Origin of the sequence: Thiocapsa marina 5811 (assembly GCF_000223985.1) — a bacterium.
Taxonomy (GTDB): domain Bacteria; phylum Pseudomonadota; class Gammaproteobacteria; order Chromatiales; family Chromatiaceae; genus Thiocapsa; species Thiocapsa marina.
On record NZ_AFWV01000009.1, the window covers coordinates 71,569 to 95,327 of the forward strand.

Here is a 23,759-nt window from a genome sequence, read left to right on the forward strand (position 1 = left end):
GGTGATATGGAGGCTGAGCCCGGAATCGAACCGGGGTGCACGGCTTTGCAGGCCGCTGCATGACCACTCTGCCACTCAGCCCGAGCCGGAAAGTATAGTCGCGCCGTGGGCGCTTGTCACGGTCTCGCTGCGACGAGAAAACGCATGCGCACATCGGTCGATGACGACGACAACCAATTTTGCGTTGCGCCGAATCGCGGAAACATGTTAGCTTTCCGCTTCTTTCTACCCCGAAGCACGACCTCCGAATTCTAGGGATTCCGCCATGTCCAAGGTATGCCAGGTCACCGGTAAGCGCCCGATTACCGGCAACAACGTCTCGCACGCGAACAACAAGACGAAACGCCGTTTTCTGCCGAATCTCCACGACCACCGGTTCTGGGTCGAGAGCGAGAAACGCTGGGTCAAGCTGCGGGTCTCCACGAAGGGTATGCGCATCATCGACAAGCGCGGTATCGATACCGTGCTGGGCGAGATCCGCGCACGCGGCGATAAGATCTAACCGGAGGGCACACCATGGCCAAGGCAGCACGCGATAAGATCCGGCTCAACTCCAGCGCCGGGACCGGTCATTTTTATACGACCACCAAGAACAAACGCAATCAGCCGGGCAAGATGGAGATCAAGAAGTTCGATCCCGTCATCCGGCAACACGTCATGTATAAGGAAGGCAAGATCAAGTAGCGCCTTCCATCGTCGCGGAGTCTTCTTCTCGCACCGAGTCGAATCACTCTTGTCGGCACTTGAAAGCAAGCCCGCGCAAGCGGGTTTTTTTCGCCGGTTTCCGAGCGGAGCGCTCGGCCCTCGGCCTCGCATCATGACCGACACGACGTCGATCGTCCCGCTTGGTCTGAAGAGCAAAGGATGAGAATCCACTCGCCGAATCCGGAGTGACACCGCTCTCGCGGCGTCACGATCGCAACCCGCAGATTAAGCTTATGCCGATGCCGCGCCGACGCGAGTCGCCTCCGCGACTTCGACCAGCCGACCGGTGCGCACATCGTAGATGAAGCCGTAGATGGGGATGTCGCCCGGCACAAGCGGGTGCCGCCGGATGCGCTTAACATCTTCGATCACGCTTTGCGCGTTGTCGTTGATGGTCAGCCAGTCGACGTAATTCCCCTCGGCCGAGCCCGGTCCTTCGCCGCTGTCGTGCCAACCGGAGGCATCGACGCTGGCGGTCTTCAGACTGCTGGCGAGCAGGCCACGCATGATCTCGTCGGTAAAGGTCTCCATGCCGCAATCGGTGTGATGAATGACGAACCACTCTCGGGTTCCGAGCAGCTTGTAGGAGATGACCAGCGAGCGGATCGCGTCGTCGCTCGCGCGCCCGCCTGCGTTGCGAATGACATGCGCGTCCCCTTCGGCGAGCCCGGCGTACTTGGCGGGATCGAGGCGCGCGTCCATGCAGGTCAAAACGGCGAAGTTCCGTCCCGGCGGCATCGGCAAATCGCCCTTGTCGAAGTCGGCGGCGTAGGCCGCGTTGGCGTTCAAGACCTCTTCGAGTATCTGGCTCATGGCGGTCCTCGTCTGATGGTGGATGCGCCGGTTGTCGAGGGCGATGCGTCGGCGCTCGATCAAAATGCTCGCCCCCAGCTCGACATGGGGCAATGTCCTTGGTTTTTCGACGGCCGATCGACGGGACTTGCGTTCCGGCGATTGGACGAGGTGCGGCGCCGATGCGTCCCGGAAACGACCTCGGAACCGCGATCGGCGTACAATTTTCCGCCGGGATCCGGGACAAACCGTCGGCGAGAGCGCGGTCCGTCGCGCGGACCGGCGGACGTCTGGCCTTGCGCTGACCCGAATCCCCGCGTATGCCCTACCCAACACTCACCACTCGACACCTCCCCCATGACACCTGAATTCTGGCTCGACCGTTGGCAGCACGGCGAAACCGGGTGGCATCTCCCCGAGATCAACGTGCATCTGCAGGAGTTCTGGCCTGGCCTCGGCCTCGTGCCCGAAACCCTGGTCTTCGTTCCGCTCTGCGGCAAGACACTCGACCTCCTGTGGCTCGCCAGCCGCGGCCACGGCGTCGTCGGCGTGGAGATCAGCGAGCTGGGCGTGCAGGAGCTCTTTGCCGAGAACGCTCTGGAGCCGCGCGTGACGGAGACACCGCCGTTTCGCACCTATGCGGTCGACGAGCTGCGGGTGCTCGTCGGCGACTACTTCGATCTAACCCCCGCCCAACTCGAGGGCGTCGGTGCGGTCTTCGACCGCGCCTCGTTGATCGCCCTCCCCCCGCAGATGCGTCCGGCCTACGCCGAGCACTTCAAGGCCATCGTGCCCGCGACCGCAAAGAGCCTCCTGATCACACTCGACTATGATCAGGCCGAGATGTCCGGACCGCCCTTCTCGGTCGGCCGCGACGAGGTTCAAACGCATTTCGGAGACCGCTACAGCATCGAACGGCTGGCAAGCTTCGACGTGATCGACGAGTCACCGGGTTTTCGCCGACGCGGCCTAACAGCCCTTGCCGAACACGTGTGGAGGTTGGAACCGCACCGCTGAGGCGTCGCACTCGACGCGATGACGGCTGCTTTGGCGCGGTTCCCGAGGCCTGACCTGATCCTGGCTCATCGGCGAACGGTAGCGATTTCCGTTATGCGTACCATACTTGGCCTAGGGCAGCTGTTTCTCGGAGCGACGCAGGCACACAGGAGCTGATGCAAAACGCTTCGATCGCCGATCGAGCCGGCAAACGAAGACCAACGCGCGGGGGATCCGACGATGAGCCAGTTCGGCACCTTCGAAGGAGAGGTCGTCGTGCAGTGGTTGACCCACGGCGGCGATGACCGGGACATGAAGCTGTTGGAGGCGTTTGCCTTTATCGACCCGAATGGGAAACGCTGGGTCGCCCCCGAGGGAAGCGTCGTCAACGGGGCCTCCATACCCTCGGCCCTTTGGGCCACGGTCGGTCCGCCGTTCGTCGGGGATTACCGTCGCGCGACCGTGATCCACGATGTCGGCTGTGACGAAAAGACCGCCACTCACGAAGAGGTCCACCGGACCTTCTACTTCGCCATGCGCGCCGACGGCGTCGGTTGGCTGAAGGCGACCACCATGTATCAGGCGGTGAAGCAGTTCGGGCCCAAGTGGGATCTCAATAGCGGGGCGGTCTCGCAGCGCCGATCGCCGAGCGTGGCCGAGATGGCGTCCTTCCTCGACGCGGCGCGGCAAGCCGCCGAGGAGATCGGCGAAGAAGGCGGTTTGGAGGCGGTCGAGAGACGCACCGGCCAGATTCTCCGCTCCCCGGCGGAACGGAGATCCTCGCCCGAGCCGAGAGTGACCGCCGCGCCATCTGCGCAGCGCCCGCTCAACAAGCTCACGCCTCTCGGGAAACCATCCGCCGCCTCGAGAAAGGACGCTGTCACTGACATTCCGCTGTTCGCCGCGGCACCCGAGGCGACGCGGAGACAGCTCGCCGGGACGGTCGAGGTCGAGCGCTTCCGGGCCACCACGCATGCCTTGTACAAAGCCGATCGGTTGCGCTTGGTCGAGCAAGCCTTGGTGCTCATCGAGCAGAACTACGTGCACTTGCCGTTGAAAGAGGCGATGCATGCGGTGGATCCGATCCAACGCCTACGGCTGCTGCGCCTGCGACTCGAGCAGACGGCGGAAGAGGGGCTCGAGGACGCGGTGCGCTTCCATCACGAGCTCGCGTCGGTGTTTCTATCCCTGCGCGACCTGCACACCAACTATCTCCTTCCCGATCCGATCGCGAACAAGGTCGCGTTCGTCCCCTTCATGCTCGAGGACTTTTTCGACGAGGGTGTTGCGGAGGGGGCAACGAGCAGAGGGCGCCGCTTCCTCGTCACGCGAGTCTTCGATGGCTTCCGGGAGCCGCCGTTCGGGCCCGGCGTCGAGATCCTGCGCTGGAACGGCATTCCCATCGAACGGGCTGTCGAGATCAACGGCGAGCGTTTTGCCGGCAGCAACCTGGAGGCACGACGTGCCCGCGGGATCGAGACGCTCACGGTCCGCCCCTTGATCCAATCGCTGCCGCCCGACGAAGACTTCGTGCTCGTCGAGTATCAGACCCCCGACGGCCGACTCCGGGAGTTGCGGGTGCCCTGGTTCGTGTTCGAGCCGGACACCAGCAGGACGGCCGGCCTCGGAGAGATTGCACCGGAGGTGGCCGCGCAGCAGGGCATCGACCTCGAGCAGACGATGGTACGTCTCGCACGCAAGATCCTGTTTGCTCCGCAGGTCGTCGCCGCCGAAGGCAAGATGGCACGGCGTAAAGCACCGCCGCGGGGCCGGGGATTGGACACCATGATGCCCGGCGTGGTCGAAGCGCGCCCAGTCCCGACCGACGCCGGGGAGATCGGCTATGTGCGCATCTGGACCTTCAGCGTCGAGAATGCCGACGCCTTCGTGGCCGAATTCATCCGTCTGGTCGAGCAGCTGCCGCAAGACGGACTGGTCATCGATGTCCGCGGCAACGGCGGCGGGCTGATCCTTGCCGGCGAGCAGCTGCTTCAGATCCTGACCGCGCAGCGCATCGAGCCGACGCTGTTCCAGCTGCGAAACACGCCGCTGAACGTCCGCCTCGCGGAACGCCTCGAGTTTCTGAAACCGTGGCGCGAGTCGATGCGCCACGCACTGATGACCGGCGCAACCTATTCCGCCGGCATTCCGATCACCGATCGCGAAGCCGCCAACAGGATCGGCCAGCGCTACCACGGCCCCGTCGTGCTGATCACGGACGCACTCTGCTACAGCACCACCGATATCTTTGCCGCCGGTTTCCGAGACCATGGGATCGGACCCATCTTGGGAGTGGACGGCAACATGGGTGCAGGCGGGGCAAACGTCTGGGGGCACGACCTCCTGCGGCAGCTCTTGCCGGGCACGGATTCGCCCTATCGAGCGCTGCCGGGAAATGCCGCCATGCGGGTCTCCATTCGGCGGACGATCCGTGTCGGACCGAGTGCCGGAAGAGTGCTGGAAGACCTCGGGGTGGTCCCCGATCAGATCCACCACATGACCCGCGAGGACCTGCTCGAAGGCAACTCGGATCTCATCGCAGCCGCCGCCGACCTGCTCGCCGGTCTGCCGAAACGCCGACTCGCCATCCGCTTCGGCCCGGAAACGGAACAGGGACGAGAGGTCATCGCAGACTGTCTCGGGATCGATCGGCTCGATGTCGACATCGACACGCGTCCGAACGGATCGATCGATGTCCGTGACGGGGAGAACGCGTTCGCAATGCCGGCGACGGGGACCCGGTTCTTGGATTTTCGGGGCTTCTCCGACGGAAACCTCGTCGCATCCCGACGCGTTTTTCTCTAACGGGTTCAAACTAAACCGCGCCCGGCGCGGTATGCGATGTTTTTGGATGGGATCGGCCCCGGCCGATTTGACGAGTGCCGGAGCCGGCGCGGTTTAAGTTATTAAAAAATATATTGTTTTAAACCGCGTCCCCGCCAAAGGCTGTGCATGAACCAAACGTCGAACTCCCTCGAAAATTCAGCATCTCGCTCCGGACGCGGTTTAAGGGACCGTGAGAGACACCATCCGAGCCAACCGCGGGATCGACGATGGACGCGGGACAACACGTCGGTCCTTTCTTGAACGATCCCGGCCCTCGAGCCGGAACCCGTTCTCTGACTCGCCGCCTTTGCGACGCGTTGAACAGCAGCCGGCGCGGGATGCTCCCGGACCGCCGCTGCGGTATAACGCTGTTTTGGTTCACCCTGAGGATGCTTACTCATGCCGCTCGATCGAATCCCGCACGGGTCCTCGTGGCCGATCGCCCTGCTCTTCTGCCTGATGCTCGCCCTCGCCTTCCCCGCCCTGGCGGAGCGTGGCCCGGACCTGCCGGACTACCCGGCGGAGCAGGTCGCTCCCGGTCTCTACGTGATCCACGGACCGGTAGACTACCCCACCCCCGAGAACCAGGGGTTCATGAACAACCCGGCCTTTTTGGTCACGCAGACCGGCGTGATCGTCGTGGACCCCGGCTCGAGCGTTCAGACCGGGGAGATGGTCCTGCGTCAGATCCGCAAGGTGACCGACAAGCCGCTGCTGGCGGTGCTGAACACGCACGTCCACGGGGACCATTGGCTGGGCAATGAGGCGATGCTGGCCGCGGCCCCACAGGTTCCGATCTACGGGCATCCCGAGATGCTGAAGCTGATCGCGGAAGGGGCCGGCGAGGAGTGGATCCAACGCATGATGAGCGCGACCGAAGGCGCCACCGCAGGGACCGTTGCCGAGGGTCCGACGCATCCGCTCGAGGGTGGCGAAACCCTTTCGATCGGAGGGCTCACCTTCAAGACGCACTATTTCCCGCATGTCCATAGCACCTCGGATCTAATGTTCGAGATCCCGGAGCTGGACGCGCTGTTCCTGGGCGACAACGCCTGCAACGGGCGCATCGTGCGCATGGACGACGGCTCCTTCATCGGCAGCATCAACGCGCTGGACGGGATCAAGGCCTCGGTGACGGCAAGCGTGCTGATTCCGGGGCACGGCCTGACCGGTGGCTGGGAGATCGTCGACGACTACCGCGCCTACCTGACCGGCGTCTATGACGGGGTCGCGGCCTTGTACGAAAGCGGCGGCAGCGACTTCGAGATGCGTCCGATCATCGCCGAGCAGCTTGTCCGATTCAAAGACTGGCAGGGCTTCGAGGAGGAGTTGGGCAAGCACGTCTCGCTCGCCTATCTAGAGGTCGAAGCAGACGCCTTCTGAGCGGTTCGGGGACGTTCGGACCGGATTCCCGATGGTGCGTCGCCGAGGTGGATCGATGCGAGCACTGCACACCAAGCTCCTGCGGGATCTCTTCGACCTCAAAGGACAGGTCGCGGCCATCGCCGTGGTGATCGCCGCAGGGGTGATGGTGCTGATCCTCTCCGTGACCACGCTCGATGCGCTGCGCCTGTCGCAGACCCGGTTCTACGACGACCATCATTTCGCCCATGTCTTTGCCGATCTCAAACGCGCCCCGGAGGGTCTCGCGGCGCGTCTGCGCGAGATCCCGGGCGTCAACCGAGTCGAGACGCGTGTTCAGGCACCGGTACGCTTGGAGGTCGCGGGTTTCGACGAACCCGTCCGCGGTTTGCTGCTCTCGATCCCGGACGGTCGTCAACCAGGGTTGAATCGGCTGTACCTGCGCGAGGGCGCACTCCCTGCGCCGGAACGCTCCGACCAGGTGGTGCTGAGCGAGCCCTTCGCCGAGGCGCAGGGCCTGCGGGCGGGCGATCGGTTGGAGGCGATCATCAACGGCCGCCTCCAAACCCTGACCGTCAGCGGCGTCGCCCTTTCTCCCGAGTTCGTCTACCAGGTGGGGCCGGCCGACATCTTGCCGGACTACAAGCGGTTTGCGGTCCTCTGGATGAACCGGCGCGCGCTTGCCCACGCGATGGACATGGACGGAGCCTTCAACAGCGTCCTGCTCTCGCTGCAGGTCGGGGCCGACGAGGCGGCTGTCATCGAGGCGCTCGACGTGCAGCTGGCCCGCTACGGCGGCATCGGCGCGATCGGCCGCGCAGACCAGATCTCGCACCGCTTCCTTTCCGAAGAGATCGACCAGCTCCGCGTCATGGCCGTCGTGCTCCCCGCCATCTTCCTCTCGGTCGCGGCCTTCCTGCTCAATCTGTTGATGGGACGCATCATTCAAACCCAACGCCAGCAGGTCGCGATTCTCAAGGCATTCGGCTATGCCAACCGGGACATCGCCGCGCATTACGGCCTTCTGACCGCACTCATCGTGGTCGCGGGATCACTGCTCGGGATCGGGCTCGGGGCTTGGGCCGCCCACGGGATGGCCGGTGTCTACGCCGAATACTACCGTTTCCCGCAGACGAGCTTCCGCCTCGAGCCGCGGATCGTCGCCTTGGCCCTGTTCGTCTCCGCATGTGCCGCCGCGCTGGGTACCGGCCGCGCCGTCGGCCGTGCGGTCGCGATGCCGCCGGCGGAGGCGATGCGACCGCCCGCTCCCCGGCGCTTTCATGCCTCTTGGCTCGAGCGCTCCGCACTCGGTCGGCGACTCGACCAGCCGACCCGGATGATCCTGCGCAACCTCCTGCGCCACCGTACCAAGGCCCTGCTCTCGATGATCGGGATCGGGCTGTCCGGCGGACTGCTGCTGCTCGGAAGCTATCAGTTCGGTGCGATCGACCACCTGCTCGACATCCAATACCGGCTGGTCATGAATATGGATCTTCACCTCGGGTTCACCGACCCCACACCCGAGCGCGCGCTCGCCGAGCTGCGCACCCTGCCCGGCGTGGCCTATGTGGAGGGCTATCGCAACGTGCCCGTGCGACTCATCAAGGGCACCCGAGACTACCGCACCGGCATTCAGGGCCTGGAGCCAGAGCCGCGTCTGCGCGGCTTGCTCGACGCCGCCCATCGCCCGACCCGACTGCCGCCCGAGGGTCTGCTGATGACCCGCTTTCTGGCGGAGGACCTGGGGCTCGCACCCGGCGAGGAGGTGCAGGTCGAGATCATGGAGGGACACCGTCGAACCCTCAGGATCCCGCTCGCCGGGATCGTCGACGAGCCGATCGGCGTGAGCGCCTACATGGAGCGGCGCGCCCTGAACCGACTGATGGGGGAAGGCCCCGCGCTCTCCGGCGCCTGGCTGATGACCGACGACACGCAGCACGGCCGGCTCTTCGAGCGACTTTGGGAGGTGCCGCGCGTGGCCGGAATCGGCGTGATCGCCGATGCGGAGCGACAATTCCGCGACTATATCGACGACACCGTGCTGGTGACGATGAGCATCCTGCTGCTGATGGCCGGCTCCATCACCTTCGCCGTGGTCTACAGCAACGCGCGGATCGCCTTCTCTGAGCGCTCGCGCGAGCTGGCTACGCTCCGCGTCCTCGGCTTCAGCCGGGCGGAGGTGAGCTGGATCCTCATCGGCGAGATCGCAGTCCTGACCCTATTGGCGATCCCCTTGGGCTGGCTGATCGGCACCGGGTTCGCCGCGCTGCTGAGCTCGGCCATGGCGATGGACATGTTCCGTGTGCCCTTCATCATCAGCCGCCAGAGCTATGCCTTTTCGGCCGCCGGGGTGTTGCTGGCCTCGATCTTGTCGGTGTTCGCGGTTGCACGACTGCTCGGGCGGCTGGATATGATTGCGGCGTTGAAGACGATCGAGTAGGGCTAAACCGCGTCCGCAGCGACCTCTATCGGTTCGTGATGTCGTCGACCTCGGCGCCGCTCAAAGCGCTGCCGGTGACGCGGTTTAGGATAAAAATTCGGTTTAATGGCTGAGCCGGATTTGGCTTATTGGTTGTACCGACGATAGGGGACACAACTTGCGCCGACGGTTGGCTGTGCCTCGCACGGCTTGGTCCAACGGCTTGCGGAATTCATCTAAGGTAATTTCCGGGTAATGATCTACCTGCGTGTAGGGGCGAGCTAGTTCGCCCCTACAGTCCCTACAAATCTTCCTGGCACGCGCAGTCGGGATGCCTATTCTCGGAAATCGCCTAAGCGCGCGTTTCGCCATCGTTCGACCTCCGCAACGCCAAACCACCAACGCGATGGTCCCGCCTTCCGGTGTAACATCTTTGAAGCGGGTCATCAGCTCGGCATGCAGATCAGTGTGTTGGCTTGCCGGGGTCCAGAGTTTTAGTCCCGTCCGGGCCGATTGAACATCGCGCGACGAGATCTCCATGTCACTGAGTAAAAAGCTGATCACCGGAATTATCGGCCTAACCCTACTCGGCTTGCTCGTGCTCGCCCTGATGCCGTCTCCCGTGCCGGTCAGCGCGACCTTGGTTCGGCAGGGCGTTTTCATCGAGTCGGTCGAGGACGAGGGCCGGACCCGCCTGCGCGATATCTACACCGTCTCTGCGCCGATCAGCGGCTATCTGCGCCGCGTGGAGCTCGAGCCGGGGGATGCGGTCGCTGCCGATCAGGTGCTCTTCGAGCTGGAGCCCTTGCCTGCGCCGGCGCTTGACCCGCGCTCGCGCGGTCAGGCACGCGAGGCCCTTGCCGCCGCGCAAGCGCATTTGGAAGAGGCCGAGGCAAACCTCGCGGCCCGACGGACCCAATACGAGCTGGCCCGCACCGAATACGACCGCAGCGAGACACTGCACCGGCGCCAGCTCATCTCGTCCGAGGAGCGGGGCCGACGGCTCGCTCAACGCGACGCGGCGGAAGCGGCCGAGCAGGCGGCACGACATGCGGTCGAGGTCGCACAGTTCGAGCTCAAGTCCGCCCGCGCGCTCGTGGAGATCGCCGACGGCAAGCGCGCTCCCGGCGATCACCCGGTCCTGGGTGTCCGCTCGCCCATCGAGGGGGTCGTGACCCAACGTCATCGCTGCTGCGAGGGACCGGTGCAATCCGGCGAGGCAGTCTTGGAGATCGGCGACCTGGATGCCCTGGAGGTCCAGGTCGACCTACTGTCGGTGGACGCCGTGCGTGTGCGGCCCGGGATGAGGGTCATCCTGGAACGCTGGGGCGGGGAGGATACGCTCGAGGGGCGGGTTCGCCTTGTAGAGCCCGCCGGGTTCGAAAAGATCTCGGCCCTGGGAGTGGAAGAGCAACGGGTGCCGGTCTGGGTCGAGATCGTCACGCCGCGCGATCGATGGCGGCATCTCGGGGACGGCTATCGAGTCGAGGCACGCTTCATCCTCTGGGAGGGCGAGGACGTGGTTCAGGTCCCGACCAGCGCCCTGTTTCGGCACCGGGACCGCTGGGCGGTCTTCGTCGCCGATCAGGGTCGGGCGCGCCTGCGTTCGGTCGAGGTCGGGCGGCGCAGCGGTCTCTGGACCCAAATCACCGGGGGGCTCGAGCCCGGCGAGATCGTCGTGACCCATCCGGGCGATCGCGTGCACGATGGCGCACGCATCGCGGCCGAGATCCGGCCTTACGCATAGAGGCCATCCGCGCGAAGGCCTTTTTCGTTGCAACAGCCGGTATGGTGGACGAGCGACAGCGGAAGCCACCGAGCCCCGCGCCGACGCCGGTGGACTCCGCTGCGCTTCTGTTTTACCGAACCGCAACCGAAAAGGTCCGGCCTCAATCCAAGCCGAGAAGTGGCCTGTCCTCCAAGGCCAGGTCGTCGAGCGGCGGTCGTCGATGGCCCTCGAAAACCGTAAGCACAACTACCGTGTCGCCTTGCAAGCGATAAACGATTCTGTCATTCCCCTCGACCAGTTCCCTGAACTCGCTGCCGAGAAGCTCGGGCAGGGTGCGCCCCAAGCCGGGGTGATCCGCGAGTGCCTGCGACCGATCGATCAACCGGTCGATAAATCACTCAGCAGTGGCTGGATTATCCCTTGCAATGTACTGCTCGATCTCTGCGAGCCGCTCGAATGCCTGATCGGGCCAGAGCTCCTTCATCCAACGGAACGCTCTGCCCGTCGTTCCGCGAGACGCTCGCGAAGGGTCGCGGTGTCCATGATCCGCCCGGCATCGGCGTCTCCGGCTCCGACCAGCAGAGATTCGAAAAACCGCTCCCGATCACACATGCGATCGTATTCGGCCGGCGACAGGACGACGCCCGCGGCTCGTCCGTTCTGCGTAATGACGAGTGGACCAGCTCCGTCGACAAGTCGCTTCAGATGACGCGAGATCTGAGTCTTGAACTCGCCGACAGGCACGATGCTTTCCGAAACCGAGATGGGTCGCATGGCCTTCATTCCGTCTTGAATTAAGACCTGAATTTAGGGCGCCACATCCTTTTTGTCAAAGGGATCCTTCTAAATCGCGTCCAGAGCGACATGTGTCGTTTTCACGTTGTATTCAGTCTTGGGAATTTCGCCGAAACCGGTGGAGAGGCGGTTTAGATTTCATATTTTTTAAGACCTTAAACCGCGCCCGGCGCGGTTTAGACCACATCCTCGATCGCTACGGCCTCCTTGCGCCGATGGGCCACCAACGCGGCGACCGCGCGCGCGGCGTCTCGGGCAGCCAGGGCAGGATCTCGGGCAGAGCCTCCACCACGGCTTGACTCGCCGCGCTCATGCCCGCGGCCAAATCGCCGATGATCACCACTCTCATACTCGCTCGTGGAGCCGGACCGGTTCCGGGTATTTGATGCACCGAGGTTAGCCGCGGGGTGAACGACCGACAAGGCCGCGGCAGCCCGTTACGCAACCGGACGAGCACCTGGATTGCCGGGCGGCAACAGGGGTCTTCGGTCGCGTGCGCTCGGAGACCGGACGCCGCTGCGCTGCGCGGGTCATGCGGCGCGGGTTCTGCGTTTCGGATAGAATCCGATCGTCGACGTCGACATCATGTCCCCTTGATTGAATAGGGTTTTTTGCTCAACAGAGAAGGCAGGAGAAACAGTGGTTGCAACCAGGACACAGGCCCCGGACTCACCGAAAATCCTGATCGTCGGCGGTGTGGCGGGCGGCGCATCCGCAGCCGCGCGAGCCCGCCGCGTCAACGAGCATGCCCGGATCATCATGTTCGAGCGCGATCCCTATGTGTCCTTCGCCAACTGCGGTCTGCCCTATTTCATCGGCGGCGAGATCGCCGATCGCGCGCAGCTCCTGATCGCGACGCCGGAGCTGTTTCGCGATCGCTTCTTGATCGATGCGCGCATCCGTCATGAGGTGATCGCCATCCACCGCGCGACCAAGAGGGTCATGGTCAAGAACCTCGACACCGGCGAGCAGTACGGCGAGGACTACGACAAGCTCATCCTCTCCCCCGGCGCCGCGCCGATCGTGCCGCCGATACCCGGCGCAACGGCACAGGGCGTCTTCAGCCTACGCAACATCGGCGACATGGATCGGATCATCGCCGGAATGACGCACGCGAAGGAGGCCGTCGTGATCGGCGCCGGCTATATCGGTCTCGAGGCGGCTGAACAGTTCGTCCATCGGGGGCTGAAGGTCACGGTCGTCGAGCTGCAGGACCAGGTCATGCCCTTCTTCGATCGTGAGATCGCCGAGCCGCTCCACCGCGAGAGCGAGCGCAACGGGGTGCGACTCGAGCTCGGCCGCGGTGTCGCCGCGATCGAGGAGACCAACGGGGCCGTGACCGGCGTGACCCTCGCCGACGGGACCCGCCTGTCGGCGGACCTGGTGCTGATGAGTATCGGCGTGCGCCCGAACGTGGCGCTCGCGGTGGATGCCGGGCTCACCATCGGGGCCAGCGGCGGCATCGCCACCGACGCCTACATGCGCACCTCGGACCCGGACATCTACGCCGTCGGGGATGCCGCCGAATACGCCTTCGGTCCGACCGGGGCGCGCCTGCGTGTCCCGCTGGCCGGCATCGCCAATCGCACCGGTCGACTGGCCGGAGAGCATGCCGCGACGGGTGCTTCGCGGCCGGCTCCCGCGGCCTGGAGCACCTCGGTCGTGCGCGTCTTCGGCTACGCCGCCGGGATCGCGGGTCTGTCGCTTCGCGCGGCAAGACAGGCCGGGTTCGATGCTCGCGCGGTGCATATCGTCTCCTACCATCACGCGAGCTACTATCCGGGTGCGGCGCCGATCGGCATCAAGCTGGTCTATGAAACGGGCTCGGGACGGGTGCTCGGCGCGCAGGTCGTCGGTGCCGCGGGCGTGGACAAGCGGCTCGATGTCGTCGCGACCCTGATCCATTTCAAAGGCACGATCGAGGATCTCGGCGAGCTTGATCTCGCCTACGCACCGCCCTTCGGCTCGGCGAAGGACCCGCTGCACATGGCGGCCTTCGTGGCGCAGAACGATCTGGACGGGCTCGCGCCGCTGATCCAGCCGGACGCGGATCTCTCCGCGTTCCAGGTCGTTGATGTTCGCGAGGCCGGGGAGCTTGAGGAGCTTCCGCTCTGCGACGCACCCCACGCCAAGCACATCCGGCTCGACGACCTGCGCGACCGCCTCGGCGAGCTCGACCCTGCCTTGCCCACGGTGGTCTCCTGCCGTGGCGGGCAGCGCGCTTATGCGGCGGTGCGCATCCTGGCTCAACACGGTTTCGCGCAGGTCTACAACCTCTCGGGCGCCGCGGCCATGCGAGACTTTGCGCTGAACCGTCGCTCCGGTGCCGAGCCCGCCACGCATGTCGACCTGCCGCGTCCCGAGCACTTGGTCGACGATGCCTGACCGGGCGGCGCGCGCGGCAACCTTCGGCGCCGTGCAGAGCTTGCTGGTCGACATGGATCAAGCGGTGAACGGCACGGTCGACGAATCCGACGGTACCGTCACCTTCGCGGATGCCGCGAGTGCCGAGAGCTACGGGGTCATCGACGAGTTCGCCCATCGGGTGCGCCTATCCGGCGGCGAGGTGCTGAGACTACGCGCACAGGACATCCCCGACGGCAAGGTGCTGGCGGCGATCCTGCGTGACGCTGTCTGAGATCGACGGTCGGCTGCTTCCTGCCGCCAGCCGCCAGCTCAGTCTCATTGAAGCTGAGGGCCGGAGGCTGGGAGCTGGAGGCTGGCTGCTCAGCTCACCACCGTTACCGGCCGATGCGCCGTGCGGATGACCGCGTCCGAGACGCTGCCGATGATGAGCTTCTGCATCTTGCCGAGTCCTCGACGGCCCATCACGATCAGGGCATCGGTCGCCTCCGCCGCAGCGACGATCTCCTCGCGCGGCTCGCCCCAGACGCTCTTTTCTTCGATCCTCAGATCGTCCGCGTTGCCGATCGCCTCCCGCGCCTTGGCAAAGGCGATGTTGGCCGCTTCGTGACTGATCGTGTCGATCTCCGTGCGCGGGAGATGCGCCATGCCCATCAGCTCGTTGCTGGTCGGGGAGAACACGTGCAGAAGCTGAATCGGGGAGTCCGTGGCGCGCGCCAGATCAGCGGCGAACACGGCAGCGCGCGCGGCACCCTCCGAACCATCCACCGGGACGATGATGATGTTGTAATGTGAAACCATGCAGCTTGATCTCCGTTGAGCATCCTGACCGAGGGGTCCGAGCGAGCCGCACTGGGACTTACCCTCATCACGTCTTTATAGGCTAGCCGCGCAGAGCGGCGTATCCTTCTGCGGCGGCTCCGAGCCCGCAGTCGTGGACCGGAGACCGTTCGCAAATCCGACACCGCCTACCGAGGCAAGTGCCATTATAGGAGATCAAGCATGGCGAACGACCAGAATACGCCCGTCTCGCAGCACCCCCTGTTCGGCGATCTGAGCCGGAATTGGGGATGGCTTCTCGCATTCGGCATCCTCTCCATCATCCTCGGGACCGTGGGACTGGGGATGACCTTCGGACTCACCCTGATCAGCGTCGTCTTCTTCGGCGCACTCCTGATCGTCGGCGGCACCTTTCAGCTCATCGACGCCTTCAAGTGCCAGGGTTGGAAGGGTGCACTCTGGCACATCTTGATCGCCCTTCTCTACATCGCAGGCGGATTGCTGATCGTCGTCGACCCCCTTCTGGCCTCCGAAACCCTCACCCTCGCGCTCGCCGCGGTGCTGATCGCCGTCGGCGTGTCGCGCGTCATCATGGCCCTTCAGCATCGGGGACAGAGTGGCTGGGGTTGGCTGGTGCTGGCGGGCCTGATCTCGATTGCGCTCGGCGCCATGATTATCGCCAAGTGGCCGATGTCGGGCATGTGGGTCATCGGCCTCTTCGTCGCCATCGAGCTGATCTTCAACGGTTGGGCCTATCTCTTCGTCGCGCTCGCCGCGCGTCGCGCAGGCAAGCTCGCGGCCTAGTGCCCTAGTACCCCGTTCCACCCTATTTTGCATGCTCGCAAAATAGGGTGGAACGGGGGTACTAGGTTAATGGGCCGAGCGACAGCGAGGCCCAACCTGCGCCAATCACAACCATCCGCAGAACAAGGGACCGAAGCGATTCGAGTCGTCCTCTTCCACGAGTGTTGCTCGCACGACCATCGGGTTAGGCAACGCCTGGAAGGAGCGGACGATCGCGAACGGATCGGCACAGCGGAAACCACTGCCAAAGCGCGTTCGGCTCGATTCCCGAGTGCGTCGCGTTGACCGCGACCTCGCGTGCCGTCTGGCCGGCTGAAGAGGACGACTGCAAGTCGTCTATCCCGGGGGATGTCGCCGCTTCGCGACGACCGTCGGCATCACGTCCGGCGAATCCGATGTGCAGTTGGGATGTTAAACCGCGTCCAGAGCGAGATCCTTTCTTTCGAGTGATCTCGGCGTTTGGTGCATCCACGACCCTCAACGTGAACGCGATTTAAAATGATTTATTTTTTAATCTCCTAAACCGCGCCATCTCCAGCGGTCGTCAAAAACCGCCGGGGCCGATCCCATCCAAAAACATTGCATACCGCACTGGGCGCGGTTTAGTTCCCGGAAATCGCCTAAAAGCGGGGCACCCGCCAGGCTTCCCAGTCGATCGCGTCCAGCGCCCCGGCCAACGTCCGCAATCCGCGCGCGACCCCGATATAGTGACCCGCGATCCCCAGGATATAGACGGCGCCCGGCGGCGGATCGCTGCCCCGGCGCAGGGCGTCGACCCGTGCGACCTCCGACAAGGCGGCGTCGCGATTGGCATCGAGCGCGTCGAGACTGACGGGGTGACGCGGTTGATCGAGTTTGCGCAGGAGCTCGCGCAGGGTGACCTGGAATGCCTCCCGCCAGTGCCGGCCGAAGTCCGTTCGGGGGCAGTTGTTTTCTCGGTCGGCACCGCATTCCTCGCGCCAACGGGCACGCGCCCGCTGGAGCGCACCCACGCGGATCAGCAGCGTCTCCACAGCCTCCAAGAGCGCATCGATCCGCTCCCGGTCGTTGGCCGGCGTATGGGCCGCGTCGGCCATCGGAACGATCTCGGCCAGCGACTGAAGCTCGGCGCGCAGACGCTGCTCGTAGCGCGCGAGAGTCTCGGCGAAGTCGGAGCGATTGCGATCGGCCAGCTCCCCGAGCGCGCGGTCGAGCGTCCCGATCAGATCCTTCAGCGTTCGGCGCAGATGCTCTCGAGGCGCCCTGCCCCCGAAGATGCCGAGCAGGACGATGCCGACGACGAAGCCGGTCAGGATACTGAGCGCCAGTCCAAGATAGCCGGCGGCGCTGTAGGTTTGAGCCGGCTCGAGCTGGACCATCAGGATCGCCATCAGACCGGCACCCAGGAAGAAGAGATTGCGTGGCTGCGGCAGGGCGTGGAAGAAGTAGAGGATCGGGTAGTAGAAGACGAAGAGCACGAGCGAAAGGGCGAAGAAACCGTCCAACTGCGGCATGACCGCGAAATAGACGGGCGCCGTCAGGAGGGCTCCCGCCACCCCGCCGATCGCGAGCCGGCGCGCCCGCCGGTGAACGGGGACATTCGCCAAGGTCTCGACGCCGATGACGACGACGACCATGGTCGCCCCGATGACGCCGAACGGCGGCCATTGCAGCTCGATCCAGAGCAAGGCCATCAACCAGAAGCCGGCGGCAGCGATCAAGGCGTTGGGCAGGGCGCGGGCCATCCGCTCGCGGAGCAGCGGGCGGACCTCCGCGGCCAACACCGAGGCCGGCAGCGAGCGCCCGGCGGCCAGGGCGGCGGCCGCATCCGCCAGACCCTCCACACGCATGATCAACCCCTTCAAGGCAAAGGCGGTCGCGTGCAGCACGGCACTCTCGGCGACGGCCTGCGCCTCGTGCCCGGGGTCCGCGGCCAGACGACCGAGACACTGCCGAGCAGCGCCGATGGCGTGTGCCGGAGACGGTCCGGTGAAGGTGCCGGGATCCTTCTCGATCCCCTCGACGGCGGCCGCGAGATCGAGAAGCGCGCGACCCAAGACCCGCCGATGCGGGGCACTCAAAAAGGCCCGCTCGCCCTCGGCGGCCAAGCGCAGGTTCTCGCCGAAGGCCATGAGCGAGCCGAGCACGGCGGCGAGCCCGTCGATCTGCGCCTCGTAGGTGCGTCGCAGGCGCCGGAAACCGCCGCTATCGAGCGCCGCCGCGGCGAGGATCTCGCGCAGTTGCACGGGTGCACCGCGCAGCGCCTTCGGCGGCTGCGGTAGGCGCCCGTCCGCGCCGGGGGACACGGCCTCGCCGAGTCGGCGCATCTGCTCGGCGAGCCCTGCGAGCGCATCGCGATAGGCACGGTTATAGATGGCACCGCCGGTACGCGGCCAGAGCAGTCCGTTGATCACCAGCACGACCAGGATGCCGACCAGCGCCTCGGTGCTGCGCGAGACCGCCTTGGCAAACGCCATGCTCGGCTCCAGGGACGCATCCCCGGCGATGATCACCGCGGTGACCGCAAGCATGAACCAGGCATACCCGTAGCGGCTGTTGCGGATCATGTAGATCGACACCGCGACCACCAGGGATAGCGCGCCGATCAAAGCCCAGCGGTCCTGGATCAGGAACGCCAGGAGCACGAGCACCAGCAGCGCCCCGGCCAAGGTACCGAGCACGCGCATCAACCCTTTTTGCAGGGATGCGCCGAGATAAGGTGTTTGCAGGAACAAGACGGCGATCGGCGCGAGGAAGGGATCCGGCAGTTGCTGCCAGAGCACGATACCCCAGGCGAGGGTGACGCCGAGCGTGGTCTTCAGCGCATTGAGCGCGGCGGCGGGGTTCCAGGTGCGCGCGATCGGCATGGTGGGCGACGTCCTCCGTGGACAGGCGTGCGCCGCTCGCCCCGTCAGTCGGAGTCGAGGACGGCGCCGGTCGCGTCCACGATCACGGCGCTCGGATTGACGGCGACGCTCGCGGTCAAACCCGCGCGCAGCACGATGCCGTCCGGAGGCGCGTCGAGACGAATCCGGACTGGAATCCGCTGCGCAAGACGGATCCATTCGAACATGGGCTCGACCTGCGCCAGATCGCCTGGGCCGGGCGCCGAGTGACGGCGCCCGATCCCGAACGCGATGCCCTCGACACGACCGGCCAGCGGCCGGTCCGGATAGCCCATCAGGGTCACCGCGGCCGGGTCGCCGATATGGATATCGGGCAGATCGGTCTCCTTGAAATAGGCTTCGATGCGGAAGGAGTCCGCGGCGACCAGCGCCACTTGCGGCACGCCGGCGTCCGCGTAGGTGCCTTCCCCGAGCTGCAGATTCGTGACATAGCCGTCGACAGGCGCCGTCACGCGCGTGTCGTCGAGGTGCGTCCGCGCAGTCGTCAAGGCGATCTCGGCCGCGAGAACCGCGGCATCCTTTGCTGCCGAAGGCGCCTGCTCGATCCCCTCGTCCTGGGCGCAGGCGGCGCCGCCCGACGGCAACTCCGCGCCCTGCCCGGCCTCGGCCGCCTCGGCGCGCCGCAAGGCGAGGTCGGCCTCGGCCTGCGCCAACGCCTGTCGATAGGGCAGCGGATCAAGCTCGAACAGCAGGTCACCCGTCGCGACCCGCTGATTGTCGACGACATGAATGGCGGTCACCTGACCGCCCACCCGGGGCGCCACATGCACCACGTTCGCCAAAACCTGCCCGTCGCGGGTCCAGGGATGCGCCTTGCCCTGCTGCCAGGCCCAATAGACGGCACCGCCGGCGATGCCGACCATCGATAGGGTCACCAGCACGCGCACGCTGTCCAGGATCCATTGCTTGGCGTTCGCGTTGCTCATCTGCCTTTGCCCGGATGGATGTCGGTCAGCCGAAAAACGACGGCACCACGGCCGTGCCGACCAAAACCGTGCAGGCGACGACCAGTGCGGTGAAGAAGAGCGGCGGATGCCACACGAAGCGACTCAGCCCGGTGCGGTTGGCGAACTCGGCGAGACCGATCGCCAAAACCAGGCCGAGCAGTCCCGCCAGCAGCCAAGGCGGATAGTAGACGCCGTTCAGACTCAACTCGACGGGAACAGCGCTCATGAGACCCTCGATCGGTCATCCTGCCGTGCTCGACGGCCGGTCTCGGGGGAAACCATCGGCGGCGACGGATCCGCGCCCCGTGACCATCCCGAACCCGGCACGCGACACCTCAGCGCGCCCAGCCCTGCGGCGGCGGATAGCCGTTCGGCGGCGCCACGGAGCGTTCGTAGAGGGTCGGCGGATAGCCCCGATAGGGAGCCGGACCGTACCCCGAAGGCACACCGGGAGCCTGCCGAGCCGCCGCGGGAGGCGCCTGATACGGCGGATAGCCCCGTGCATATCCCGGAGCCGGCATGGGCATGTAGCCCGGCGGAACCGGGGGATAAGCCTGCACCGGGCCCGGCAGCTCCGCGACTGCGGCGGCGCCGGTCATCGGCCGATCCGCGGACGGAACCGGAGGCTCCGGCGCAACCGGGGCCGCGCCGTCCGCCTCGGTCGATGCATGCGGCGACTCCTCCGGGTTCGCCGAGACGGCGTCCCCTGCGGCGATCGGATCCATCGCCGGCTCCGTCGGCGATTCCACGGTCGCCGCGGCTCGGGTCGATCCCGCATCGGATGCGGACGTGTCGGTGACGACACCCTCGGCAGGCGCCTCGGTCGGTACGCTCGCTGCCGGACCCGTTGCTGCATTGGCCACGGCTTCGTCGGGCTCGACGGCCGGCGCGGCAACGACGGGCTCGGCGAGGGTCAAACGCCCGATCGGCGCGAGCCGGTCCGCGACCAGAGGATCGACGGCCTGCGCCTCGTCCGGCGCAGGCGCGAAGTGAACGTCCACGAGATAGATATAGAGTGATCCCGCCAGTGTCGCCACCACGACCGAGACGACGAAAAGCCGCTCGTAGTTCAGAGATCTCAGCGTTTCGAGCAGCCCTTTGAGCCCTTCAACGATCGCTTGCATGTACAGCATCCTCATGGCGATTCTTCATGTCCCGGCAACCTGACCCGCAGGGTGACCGACCAGGCGCGGAGGATACCCGAAAGCCCCGCCCGGTTGGCGATCCATCCTGCCCTTTGGGCCGTGTGAGGGTATGATTAACGGCTTCTTAGACCCTGATCCCTGGTCGTTCGCCCTATGAGCCATGCCCCCCGAACCGGAGCCGCCATCTTCTTCGATGTCCTGACCGACCTCGGGGTCGAGTATCTGTTCGGCCACACGGGCGGCGCTGTCATCCCCCTGCACGTCGAGTTGAACCGACGGATGCGTCGGCGCGACCCGGCACCAAAGTTCATCCTCTGCCGTCAGGAAGGCGGCGCCGGACATGCCGCGGAAGGCTATGCACGGACGAGCGGACGCGTCGGCGTGGCGATCGCCACCTCCGGACCGGGCGCGACCAATCTGGCCACGCCCATCGCGGACGCCTACAAGGACTCGATCCCGACGCTCTTCATCACCGGCCAGGTGCCGAGTGCGGCGATCGGCACCGATGCCTTCCAGGAGGTCGATACCGTCGGCTTTACGCGGCCGATCTCCAAGCACAACTACTTGATCAAGGATATCCGCGACCTGGAGTGGGTGCTGCGCGAGGCCTATGCCCTGGCAACCCGCGGTCGGCCCGGCCCGGTCGTGGTCGACATCTGCAAGGACGTGCAGCTCGCTCAAACGAGCCGAGATCCGAGCGGACAAAACCCGCCCCGCATCCGTCATCGCGAGCCGCTCGCCTTCGACCCGCTGAAGGCCGACGCCATCCTCGCCGCACTGGCCGCCGCCGAGCGCCCGGTGGTGAAGGCCGGCGGCGGGATCATCCATGCCAACGCGGCGCCGGCTCTGCTGGCCTTCGCCGAGCGCTTCGCCGTCCCGGTCACCACCACCTTCAACGCGCTCGGCGCCCTGCCCTTCGAGCTGCCGCACAACCTCGGCATGCCGGGCATGCACGGCACCATCCCGGCCAACTACGCACTGCGCGACGCGGACCTGATCCTCTCGCTCGGCGGACGTTTCGACGACCGGGTCGCGGTGAAGGGTTTTGCCACGGGCAAGCGCATCGCGCACGTCGACATCGACCCCTCGGAGATCGACAAGACCATTGCGACCGATCTGCATCTGGTCGCGGAGCTCGGTGACTTCTTCGAACATGCCTTGACCGCCGGTCAGGCCGCCGACCATGCCGACTGGCTCGCCCGAATCGCGCAGTGGCGCGAGCAGATGCCCAAGCCCTACGGCCGGTCCGAGTACATCAAACCGCAGTCCGTCGTCGAGATCATCTCCGAGCTGACGGCGGGCGACGCGACCCTGGTCACGGGTGTCGGCCAGCATCAGATGTGGTCGGCGCAGTATTATCGCTTCCGCCGGCCGCGCCAGTGGGTCAGCTCGGGCGGGCTCGGGACGATGGGCTTCGGCCTGCCGGCAGCGATCGGCGCCTGGTTCGCCGACCCGGCCCATCCGCTCGTCCTGATCGACGGCGACGGCAGCTTTCAGATGAACATCCAGGAGCTCGGCACCCTGGTCGCCAACCGAATCCCGCTGAAGATCTTCGTCCTGAACAACAGCTTTCTCGGGATGGTCCGCCAGTGGGAAGACATGATGGACGAGGGTCATCACTACGAGACCTGTCTCGCCCGCGACGCGAGCTGCGACCCGGACTGTATGGACCTGGACCAGACCTGTCGGCGTCAGATCCCGAACCTCACCGGCCTCAAATATGTCTACCCACGCCTCAAGACCCAGCGCATCAAGCATCCGAAGGATCTGCGCGAGGGCGTCGCCCAAGCGCTGGCCGAGCCCGGCCCGGTCCTGGTCGATGTCTGGGTCGACAAGGCCGAGAACGTCATCCCCATGGTGCGCCCCGGTCATCGCCTCGATCAGATGATCGAGTCCTGAGCCGGCGCGGCCGAGCCCATCCACCAAACACCGCATACCGCATCGGGCGCGGTTTAAAATCCATTCGCATCAGTCAAAAGGAGACCGCGATGCCTACCCCACACTGGCGCTCCGTGCCCCGCACGGCCGCAACGGACACCATCTACGGACTTGCCCTCAGCCCCGACGGCCAGCGCCTGGCGACCGCAAGCTGGGACAGCCTTGTCAAGATCTGGGACGTCGCCGCGGGACGCGTCGAGCATGAGATGCAGGGTCACGACGGGCGCGTCTACACCGTGCGCTTCCACCCGGACGGCCACTGGGTCGCCTCGGGCGGGACCGACACCACCGTGCGACTCTGGGACGTCGCCACCGGCGCCGAGCTCTGGAACAAGAGCGGCCACAGCAGCCTCGTCTACAGCGTGGACTTCCAGCCCGGCGGCGCGCTGCTGGCCTCAGGGAGCGAAGACGGCACCATCTGCATCTGGAGATCCGCCGACGGCACCCTGGTGCGCACCATCGAGGGACATCCCCAGTACGTCCAGGGCGTGGTCTTCTCCATCGACGGCACGCGCCTGGTCTCGGGCAGCCGCGACTGCACCATGGCGGTCTGGAATGTCGACTCGGGCGAGGAGCTGCTGCGCCTCGACGTCGTCAACAACGGCATCAACAGCACCCAGTTCAGCCCGGACGGCACCCGGCTCCTGCTCAGCAACGTCGACGGCTCGATCGGTCTATGGGACCTCGAGAAAGGCGGGCTCATCATGGAGATGGAGGAGCACACCTATCCGGTCTGGAGCGCGGTCTTCAGCCCGGACGGAAAGATGATCGCCTCGGGCAGCGCGGACAAGACGATCGTTCTGTGGGACGCGGTCACCGGCGCGGAGATGACGCGCCTGACCGGACACGAGAAGGACGTCTACTGCGTCGCCTTTAGCCCCGACGGCAAGTGGCTCTACTCCGGCAGCGTCGACAAGCACATCCGGGCCTGGAGCCTGGACAGCGCCGATCCCCGCTGGGAGACCCTGAGCACCGCCTGGCAAGCCGCCGAGTCCGAGGATGCGAAGGCCGCCGCCGAGGCAGCGAGCGCTCTGGCCGCGCAAGCGCCCGCTAAAGCACCCGCATCGGGGCTCTTCGGGCGGTTGTTCGGCGGCAAGCGCTGACGGGCAAAGCCGGCTAAACCGCGTCCAGAGCAACATGCGTAGTTTTCATTTTGCTTTTGGCTTCGGAGATGTCCTCGATACCGGCGAGACGCGGTTTAGAATTTAATATTTTTGAGTACTTTAAACCGCGCCCACAAATGACGCATACCGCACCGGGCGCGGTTTAATA

21 protein-coding genes and 1 tRNA gene are annotated in these 23,759 nt (G+C 65.6%); 12 read left to right on the forward strand and 10 right to left on the reverse strand.

The features are described 5' to 3' along the window. Nucleotides 1-7: 7 nt before the first annotated feature. Nucleotides 8-81, reverse strand: a tRNA-Cys gene (locus tag THIMADRAFT_RS13950). A gap of 184 nt (nt 82-265) precedes the next feature. Between THIMADRAFT_RS13950 and rpmB the strand changes: the two genes are divergently transcribed. Both rpmB and rpmG read left to right on the forward strand, forming a co-directional pair. Next, nucleotides 266-502, forward strand: coding sequence for a 50S ribosomal protein L28 (gene rpmB, locus THIMADRAFT_RS13955; RefSeq protein WP_007193701.1), 237 nt, complete (start codon nt 266-268; stop codon nt 500-502). 14 nt (nt 503-516) lie between these two features. Further along, nucleotides 517-684 (forward strand): 50S ribosomal protein L33, encoded by a 168-nt coding sequence (rpmG, locus tag THIMADRAFT_RS13960; RefSeq protein WP_007193702.1) that lies wholly within the window; start codon nt 517-519, stop codon nt 682-684. A 252-nt stretch (nt 685-936) separates the two neighbouring features. On the opposite strand, the gene THIMADRAFT_RS13965 is transcribed toward rpmG, so the two are convergent. Further along, nucleotides 937-1,518 carry a beta-class carbonic anhydrase gene (locus tag THIMADRAFT_RS13965; RefSeq protein ID WP_007193703.1) on the reverse strand — a complete coding sequence of 194 codons (582 nt, stop codon included), beginning with the start codon at nt 1,516-1,518 and terminating at the stop codon, nt 937-939. A 336-nt stretch (nt 1,519-1,854) separates the two neighbouring features. On the opposite strand from THIMADRAFT_RS13965, the gene tmpT reads away from it, so the two are divergent. From tmpT to THIMADRAFT_RS13995, 5 genes are all read left to right on the forward strand, one after another. Further along, nucleotides 1,855-2,514, forward strand: coding sequence for a thiopurine S-methyltransferase (tmpT, locus tag THIMADRAFT_RS13975; RefSeq protein WP_007193704.1), 660 nt, complete (start codon nt 1,855-1,857; stop codon nt 2,512-2,514). A gap of 219 nt (nt 2,515-2,733) precedes the next feature. Then, a complete protein-coding gene (locus THIMADRAFT_RS13980; protein ID WP_007193705.1) occupies nt 2,734-5,298 on the forward strand; it encodes a S41 family peptidase in 2,565 nt (854 codons plus the stop codon). 420 nt (nt 5,299-5,718) lie between these two features. After that, nucleotides 5,719-6,702 (forward strand): MBL fold metallo-hydrolase, encoded by a 984-nt coding sequence (locus tag THIMADRAFT_RS13985; RefSeq protein ID WP_007193706.1) that lies wholly within the window; start codon nt 5,719-5,721, stop codon nt 6,700-6,702. A gap of 55 nt (nt 6,703-6,757) precedes the next feature. Continuing rightward, nucleotides 6,758-9,121, forward strand: coding sequence for an ABC transporter permease (locus THIMADRAFT_RS13990; protein WP_007193707.1), 2,364 nt, complete (start codon nt 6,758-6,760; stop codon nt 9,119-9,121). Nucleotides 9,122-9,638: 517 nt separating this feature from the next. Further along, entirely contained in the window at nt 9,639-10,847 is a 1,209-nt protein-coding gene (locus tag THIMADRAFT_RS13995) for an efflux RND transporter periplasmic adaptor subunit (protein WP_007193708.1), read from the forward strand. Between the two features lie 142 nt (nt 10,848-10,989). Here the strand turns inward: THIMADRAFT_RS13995 and THIMADRAFT_RS14000 are convergent, their stop codons facing one another. From THIMADRAFT_RS14000 to THIMADRAFT_RS27140, 3 genes are all read right to left on the reverse strand, one after another. Beyond that, complete coding sequence (locus THIMADRAFT_RS14000; RefSeq protein ID WP_050799577.1) at nt 10,990-11,211, reverse strand: type II toxin-antitoxin system RelE/ParE family toxin; 222 nt, start codon at nt 11,209-11,211, stop codon at nt 10,990-10,992. A 98-nt stretch (nt 11,212-11,309) separates the two neighbouring features. Then, a complete protein-coding gene (locus THIMADRAFT_RS14005) occupies nt 11,310-11,603 on the reverse strand; it encodes a type II toxin-antitoxin system Phd/YefM family antitoxin (RefSeq protein WP_007193709.1) in 294 nt (97 codons plus the stop codon). A gap of 217 nt (nt 11,604-11,820) precedes the next feature. Beyond that, nucleotides 11,821-11,973, reverse strand: coding sequence for a hypothetical protein (locus THIMADRAFT_RS27140; protein WP_007193710.1), 153 nt, complete (start codon nt 11,971-11,973; stop codon nt 11,821-11,823). Nucleotides 11,974-12,263: 290 nt separating this feature from the next. Here THIMADRAFT_RS27140 and THIMADRAFT_RS14010 point away from each other — a divergent pair, with 290 nt between their 5' ends. Next, nucleotides 12,264-14,009: an FAD-dependent oxidoreductase gene (locus THIMADRAFT_RS14010; protein ID WP_007193711.1), complete on the forward strand. Its 1,746-nt coding sequence runs from the start codon at nt 12,264-12,266 to the stop codon at nt 14,007-14,009. Beyond that, nucleotides 14,002-14,262 (forward strand): hypothetical protein, encoded by a 261-nt coding sequence (locus THIMADRAFT_RS14015; RefSeq protein ID WP_007193712.1) that lies wholly within the window; start codon nt 14,002-14,004, stop codon nt 14,260-14,262. Before THIMADRAFT_RS14010 ends, THIMADRAFT_RS14015 begins: the two co-directional genes overlap by 8 nt. Nucleotides 14,263-14,351: 89 nt before the next feature. Here the strand turns inward: THIMADRAFT_RS14015 and THIMADRAFT_RS14020 are convergent, their stop codons facing one another. Continuing rightward, the gene (locus tag THIMADRAFT_RS14020) at nt 14,352-14,789 is read right to left on the reverse strand and encodes a universal stress protein (RefSeq protein WP_007193713.1); all 438 of its coding nucleotides are present in this window, start codon (nt 14,787-14,789) and stop codon (nt 14,352-14,354) included. A 201-nt stretch (nt 14,790-14,990) separates the two neighbouring features. Here THIMADRAFT_RS14020 and THIMADRAFT_RS14025 point away from each other — a divergent pair, with 201 nt between their 5' ends. Beyond that, nucleotides 14,991-15,572, forward strand: coding sequence for an HdeD family acid-resistance protein (locus THIMADRAFT_RS14025; protein WP_007193714.1), 582 nt, complete (start codon nt 14,991-14,993; stop codon nt 15,570-15,572). 620 nt (nt 15,573-16,192) lie between these two features. Here THIMADRAFT_RS14025 and THIMADRAFT_RS14030 read toward each other — a convergent pair. The 4 genes from THIMADRAFT_RS14030 to THIMADRAFT_RS14045 form a co-directional block, all read right to left on the reverse strand. Continuing rightward, nucleotides 16,193-18,418: an FUSC family protein gene (locus tag THIMADRAFT_RS14030; protein ID WP_007193715.1), complete on the reverse strand. Its 2,226-nt coding sequence runs from the start codon at nt 18,416-18,418 to the stop codon at nt 16,193-16,195. 44 nt (nt 18,419-18,462) lie between these two features. Continuing rightward, on the reverse strand, nt 18,463-19,383 hold the full coding sequence (locus tag THIMADRAFT_RS14035; protein WP_007193716.1) for an efflux RND transporter periplasmic adaptor subunit: 921 nt from the start codon (nt 19,381-19,383) through the stop codon (nt 18,463-18,465). Nucleotides 19,384-19,408: 25 nt separating this feature from the next. Then, nucleotides 19,409-19,630 (reverse strand): DUF1656 domain-containing protein, encoded by a 222-nt coding sequence (locus tag THIMADRAFT_RS14040; protein WP_007193717.1) that lies wholly within the window; start codon nt 19,628-19,630, stop codon nt 19,409-19,411. A 109-nt stretch (nt 19,631-19,739) separates the two neighbouring features. Continuing rightward, on the reverse strand, nt 19,740-20,528 hold the full coding sequence (locus tag THIMADRAFT_RS14045; RefSeq protein WP_007193718.1) for a hypothetical protein: 789 nt from the start codon (nt 20,526-20,528) through the stop codon (nt 19,740-19,742). Between the two features lie 174 nt (nt 20,529-20,702). Between THIMADRAFT_RS14045 and ilvB the strand changes: the two genes are divergently transcribed. After that, entirely contained in the window at nt 20,703-22,448 is a 1,746-nt protein-coding gene (gene ilvB, locus THIMADRAFT_RS14050; protein ID WP_007193719.1) for a biosynthetic-type acetolactate synthase large subunit, read from the forward strand. 89 nt (nt 22,449-22,537) lie between these two features. Continuing rightward, nucleotides 22,538-23,590 carry a WD40 repeat domain-containing protein gene (locus THIMADRAFT_RS14055; RefSeq protein WP_007193720.1) on the forward strand — a complete coding sequence of 351 codons (1,053 nt, stop codon included), beginning with the start codon at nt 22,538-22,540 and terminating at the stop codon, nt 23,588-23,590. Nucleotides 23,591-23,759: the final 169 nt, after the last annotated feature.

Excerpts from the sequence above, each read along its gene's own strand:
- rpmB (WP_007193701.1), top strand. The coding sequence starts at position 266 with ATGTCCAAGGTATGCCAGGTCACCGGTAAGCGCCCGATTACCGGCAAC.
- rpmG (WP_007193702.1), top strand. The coding sequence starts at position 517 with ATGGCCAAGGCAGCACGCGATAAGATCCGGCTCAACTCCAGCGCCGGG.
- THIMADRAFT_RS13965 (WP_007193703.1), bottom strand. The coding sequence starts at position 1,518 with ATGAGCCAGATACTCGAAGAGGTCTTGAACGCCAACGCGGCCTACGCC.
- tmpT (WP_007193704.1), top strand. The coding sequence starts at position 1,855 with ATGACACCTGAATTCTGGCTCGACCGTTGGCAGCACGGCGAAACCGGG.
- THIMADRAFT_RS13980 (WP_007193705.1), top strand. The coding sequence starts at position 2,734 with ATGAGCCAGTTCGGCACCTTCGAAGGAGAGGTCGTCGTGCAGTGGTTG.
- THIMADRAFT_RS13985 (WP_007193706.1), top strand. The coding sequence starts at position 5,719 with ATGCCGCTCGATCGAATCCCGCACGGGTCCTCGTGGCCGATCGCCCTG.
- THIMADRAFT_RS13990 (WP_007193707.1), top strand. The coding sequence starts at position 6,758 with ATGCGAGCACTGCACACCAAGCTCCTGCGGGATCTCTTCGACCTCAAA.
- THIMADRAFT_RS13995 (WP_007193708.1), top strand. The coding sequence starts at position 9,639 with ATGTCACTGAGTAAAAAGCTGATCACCGGAATTATCGGCCTAACCCTA.
- THIMADRAFT_RS14005 (WP_007193709.1), bottom strand. The coding sequence starts at position 11,603 with ATGCGACCCATCTCGGTTTCGGAAAGCATCGTGCCTGTCGGCGAGTTC.
- THIMADRAFT_RS27140 (WP_007193710.1), bottom strand. The coding sequence starts at position 11,973 with ATGAGAGTGGTGATCATCGGCGATTTGGCCGCGGGCATGAGCGCGGCG.
- THIMADRAFT_RS14015 (WP_007193712.1), top strand. The coding sequence starts at position 14,002 with ATGCCTGACCGGGCGGCGCGCGCGGCAACCTTCGGCGCCGTGCAGAGC.
- THIMADRAFT_RS14020 (WP_007193713.1), bottom strand. The coding sequence starts at position 14,789 with ATGGTTTCACATTACAACATCATCATCGTCCCGGTGGATGGTTCGGAG.
- THIMADRAFT_RS14025 (WP_007193714.1), top strand. The coding sequence starts at position 14,991 with ATGGCGAACGACCAGAATACGCCCGTCTCGCAGCACCCCCTGTTCGGC.
- THIMADRAFT_RS14030 (WP_007193715.1), bottom strand. The coding sequence starts at position 18,418 with ATGCCGATCGCGCGCACCTGGAACCCCGCCGCCGCGCTCAATGCGCTG.
- THIMADRAFT_RS14035 (WP_007193716.1), bottom strand. The coding sequence starts at position 19,383 with ATGAGCAACGCGAACGCCAAGCAATGGATCCTGGACAGCGTGCGCGTG.
- THIMADRAFT_RS14040 (WP_007193717.1), bottom strand. The coding sequence starts at position 19,630 with ATGAGCGCTGTTCCCGTCGAGTTGAGTCTGAACGGCGTCTACTATCCG.
- THIMADRAFT_RS14045 (WP_007193718.1), bottom strand. The coding sequence starts at position 20,528 with ATGCAAGCGATCGTTGAAGGGCTCAAAGGGCTGCTCGAAACGCTGAGA.
- ilvB (WP_007193719.1), top strand. The coding sequence starts at position 20,703 with ATGAGCCATGCCCCCCGAACCGGAGCCGCCATCTTCTTCGATGTCCTG.
- THIMADRAFT_RS14055 (WP_007193720.1), top strand. The coding sequence starts at position 22,538 with ATGCCTACCCCACACTGGCGCTCCGTGCCCCGCACGGCCGCAACGGAC.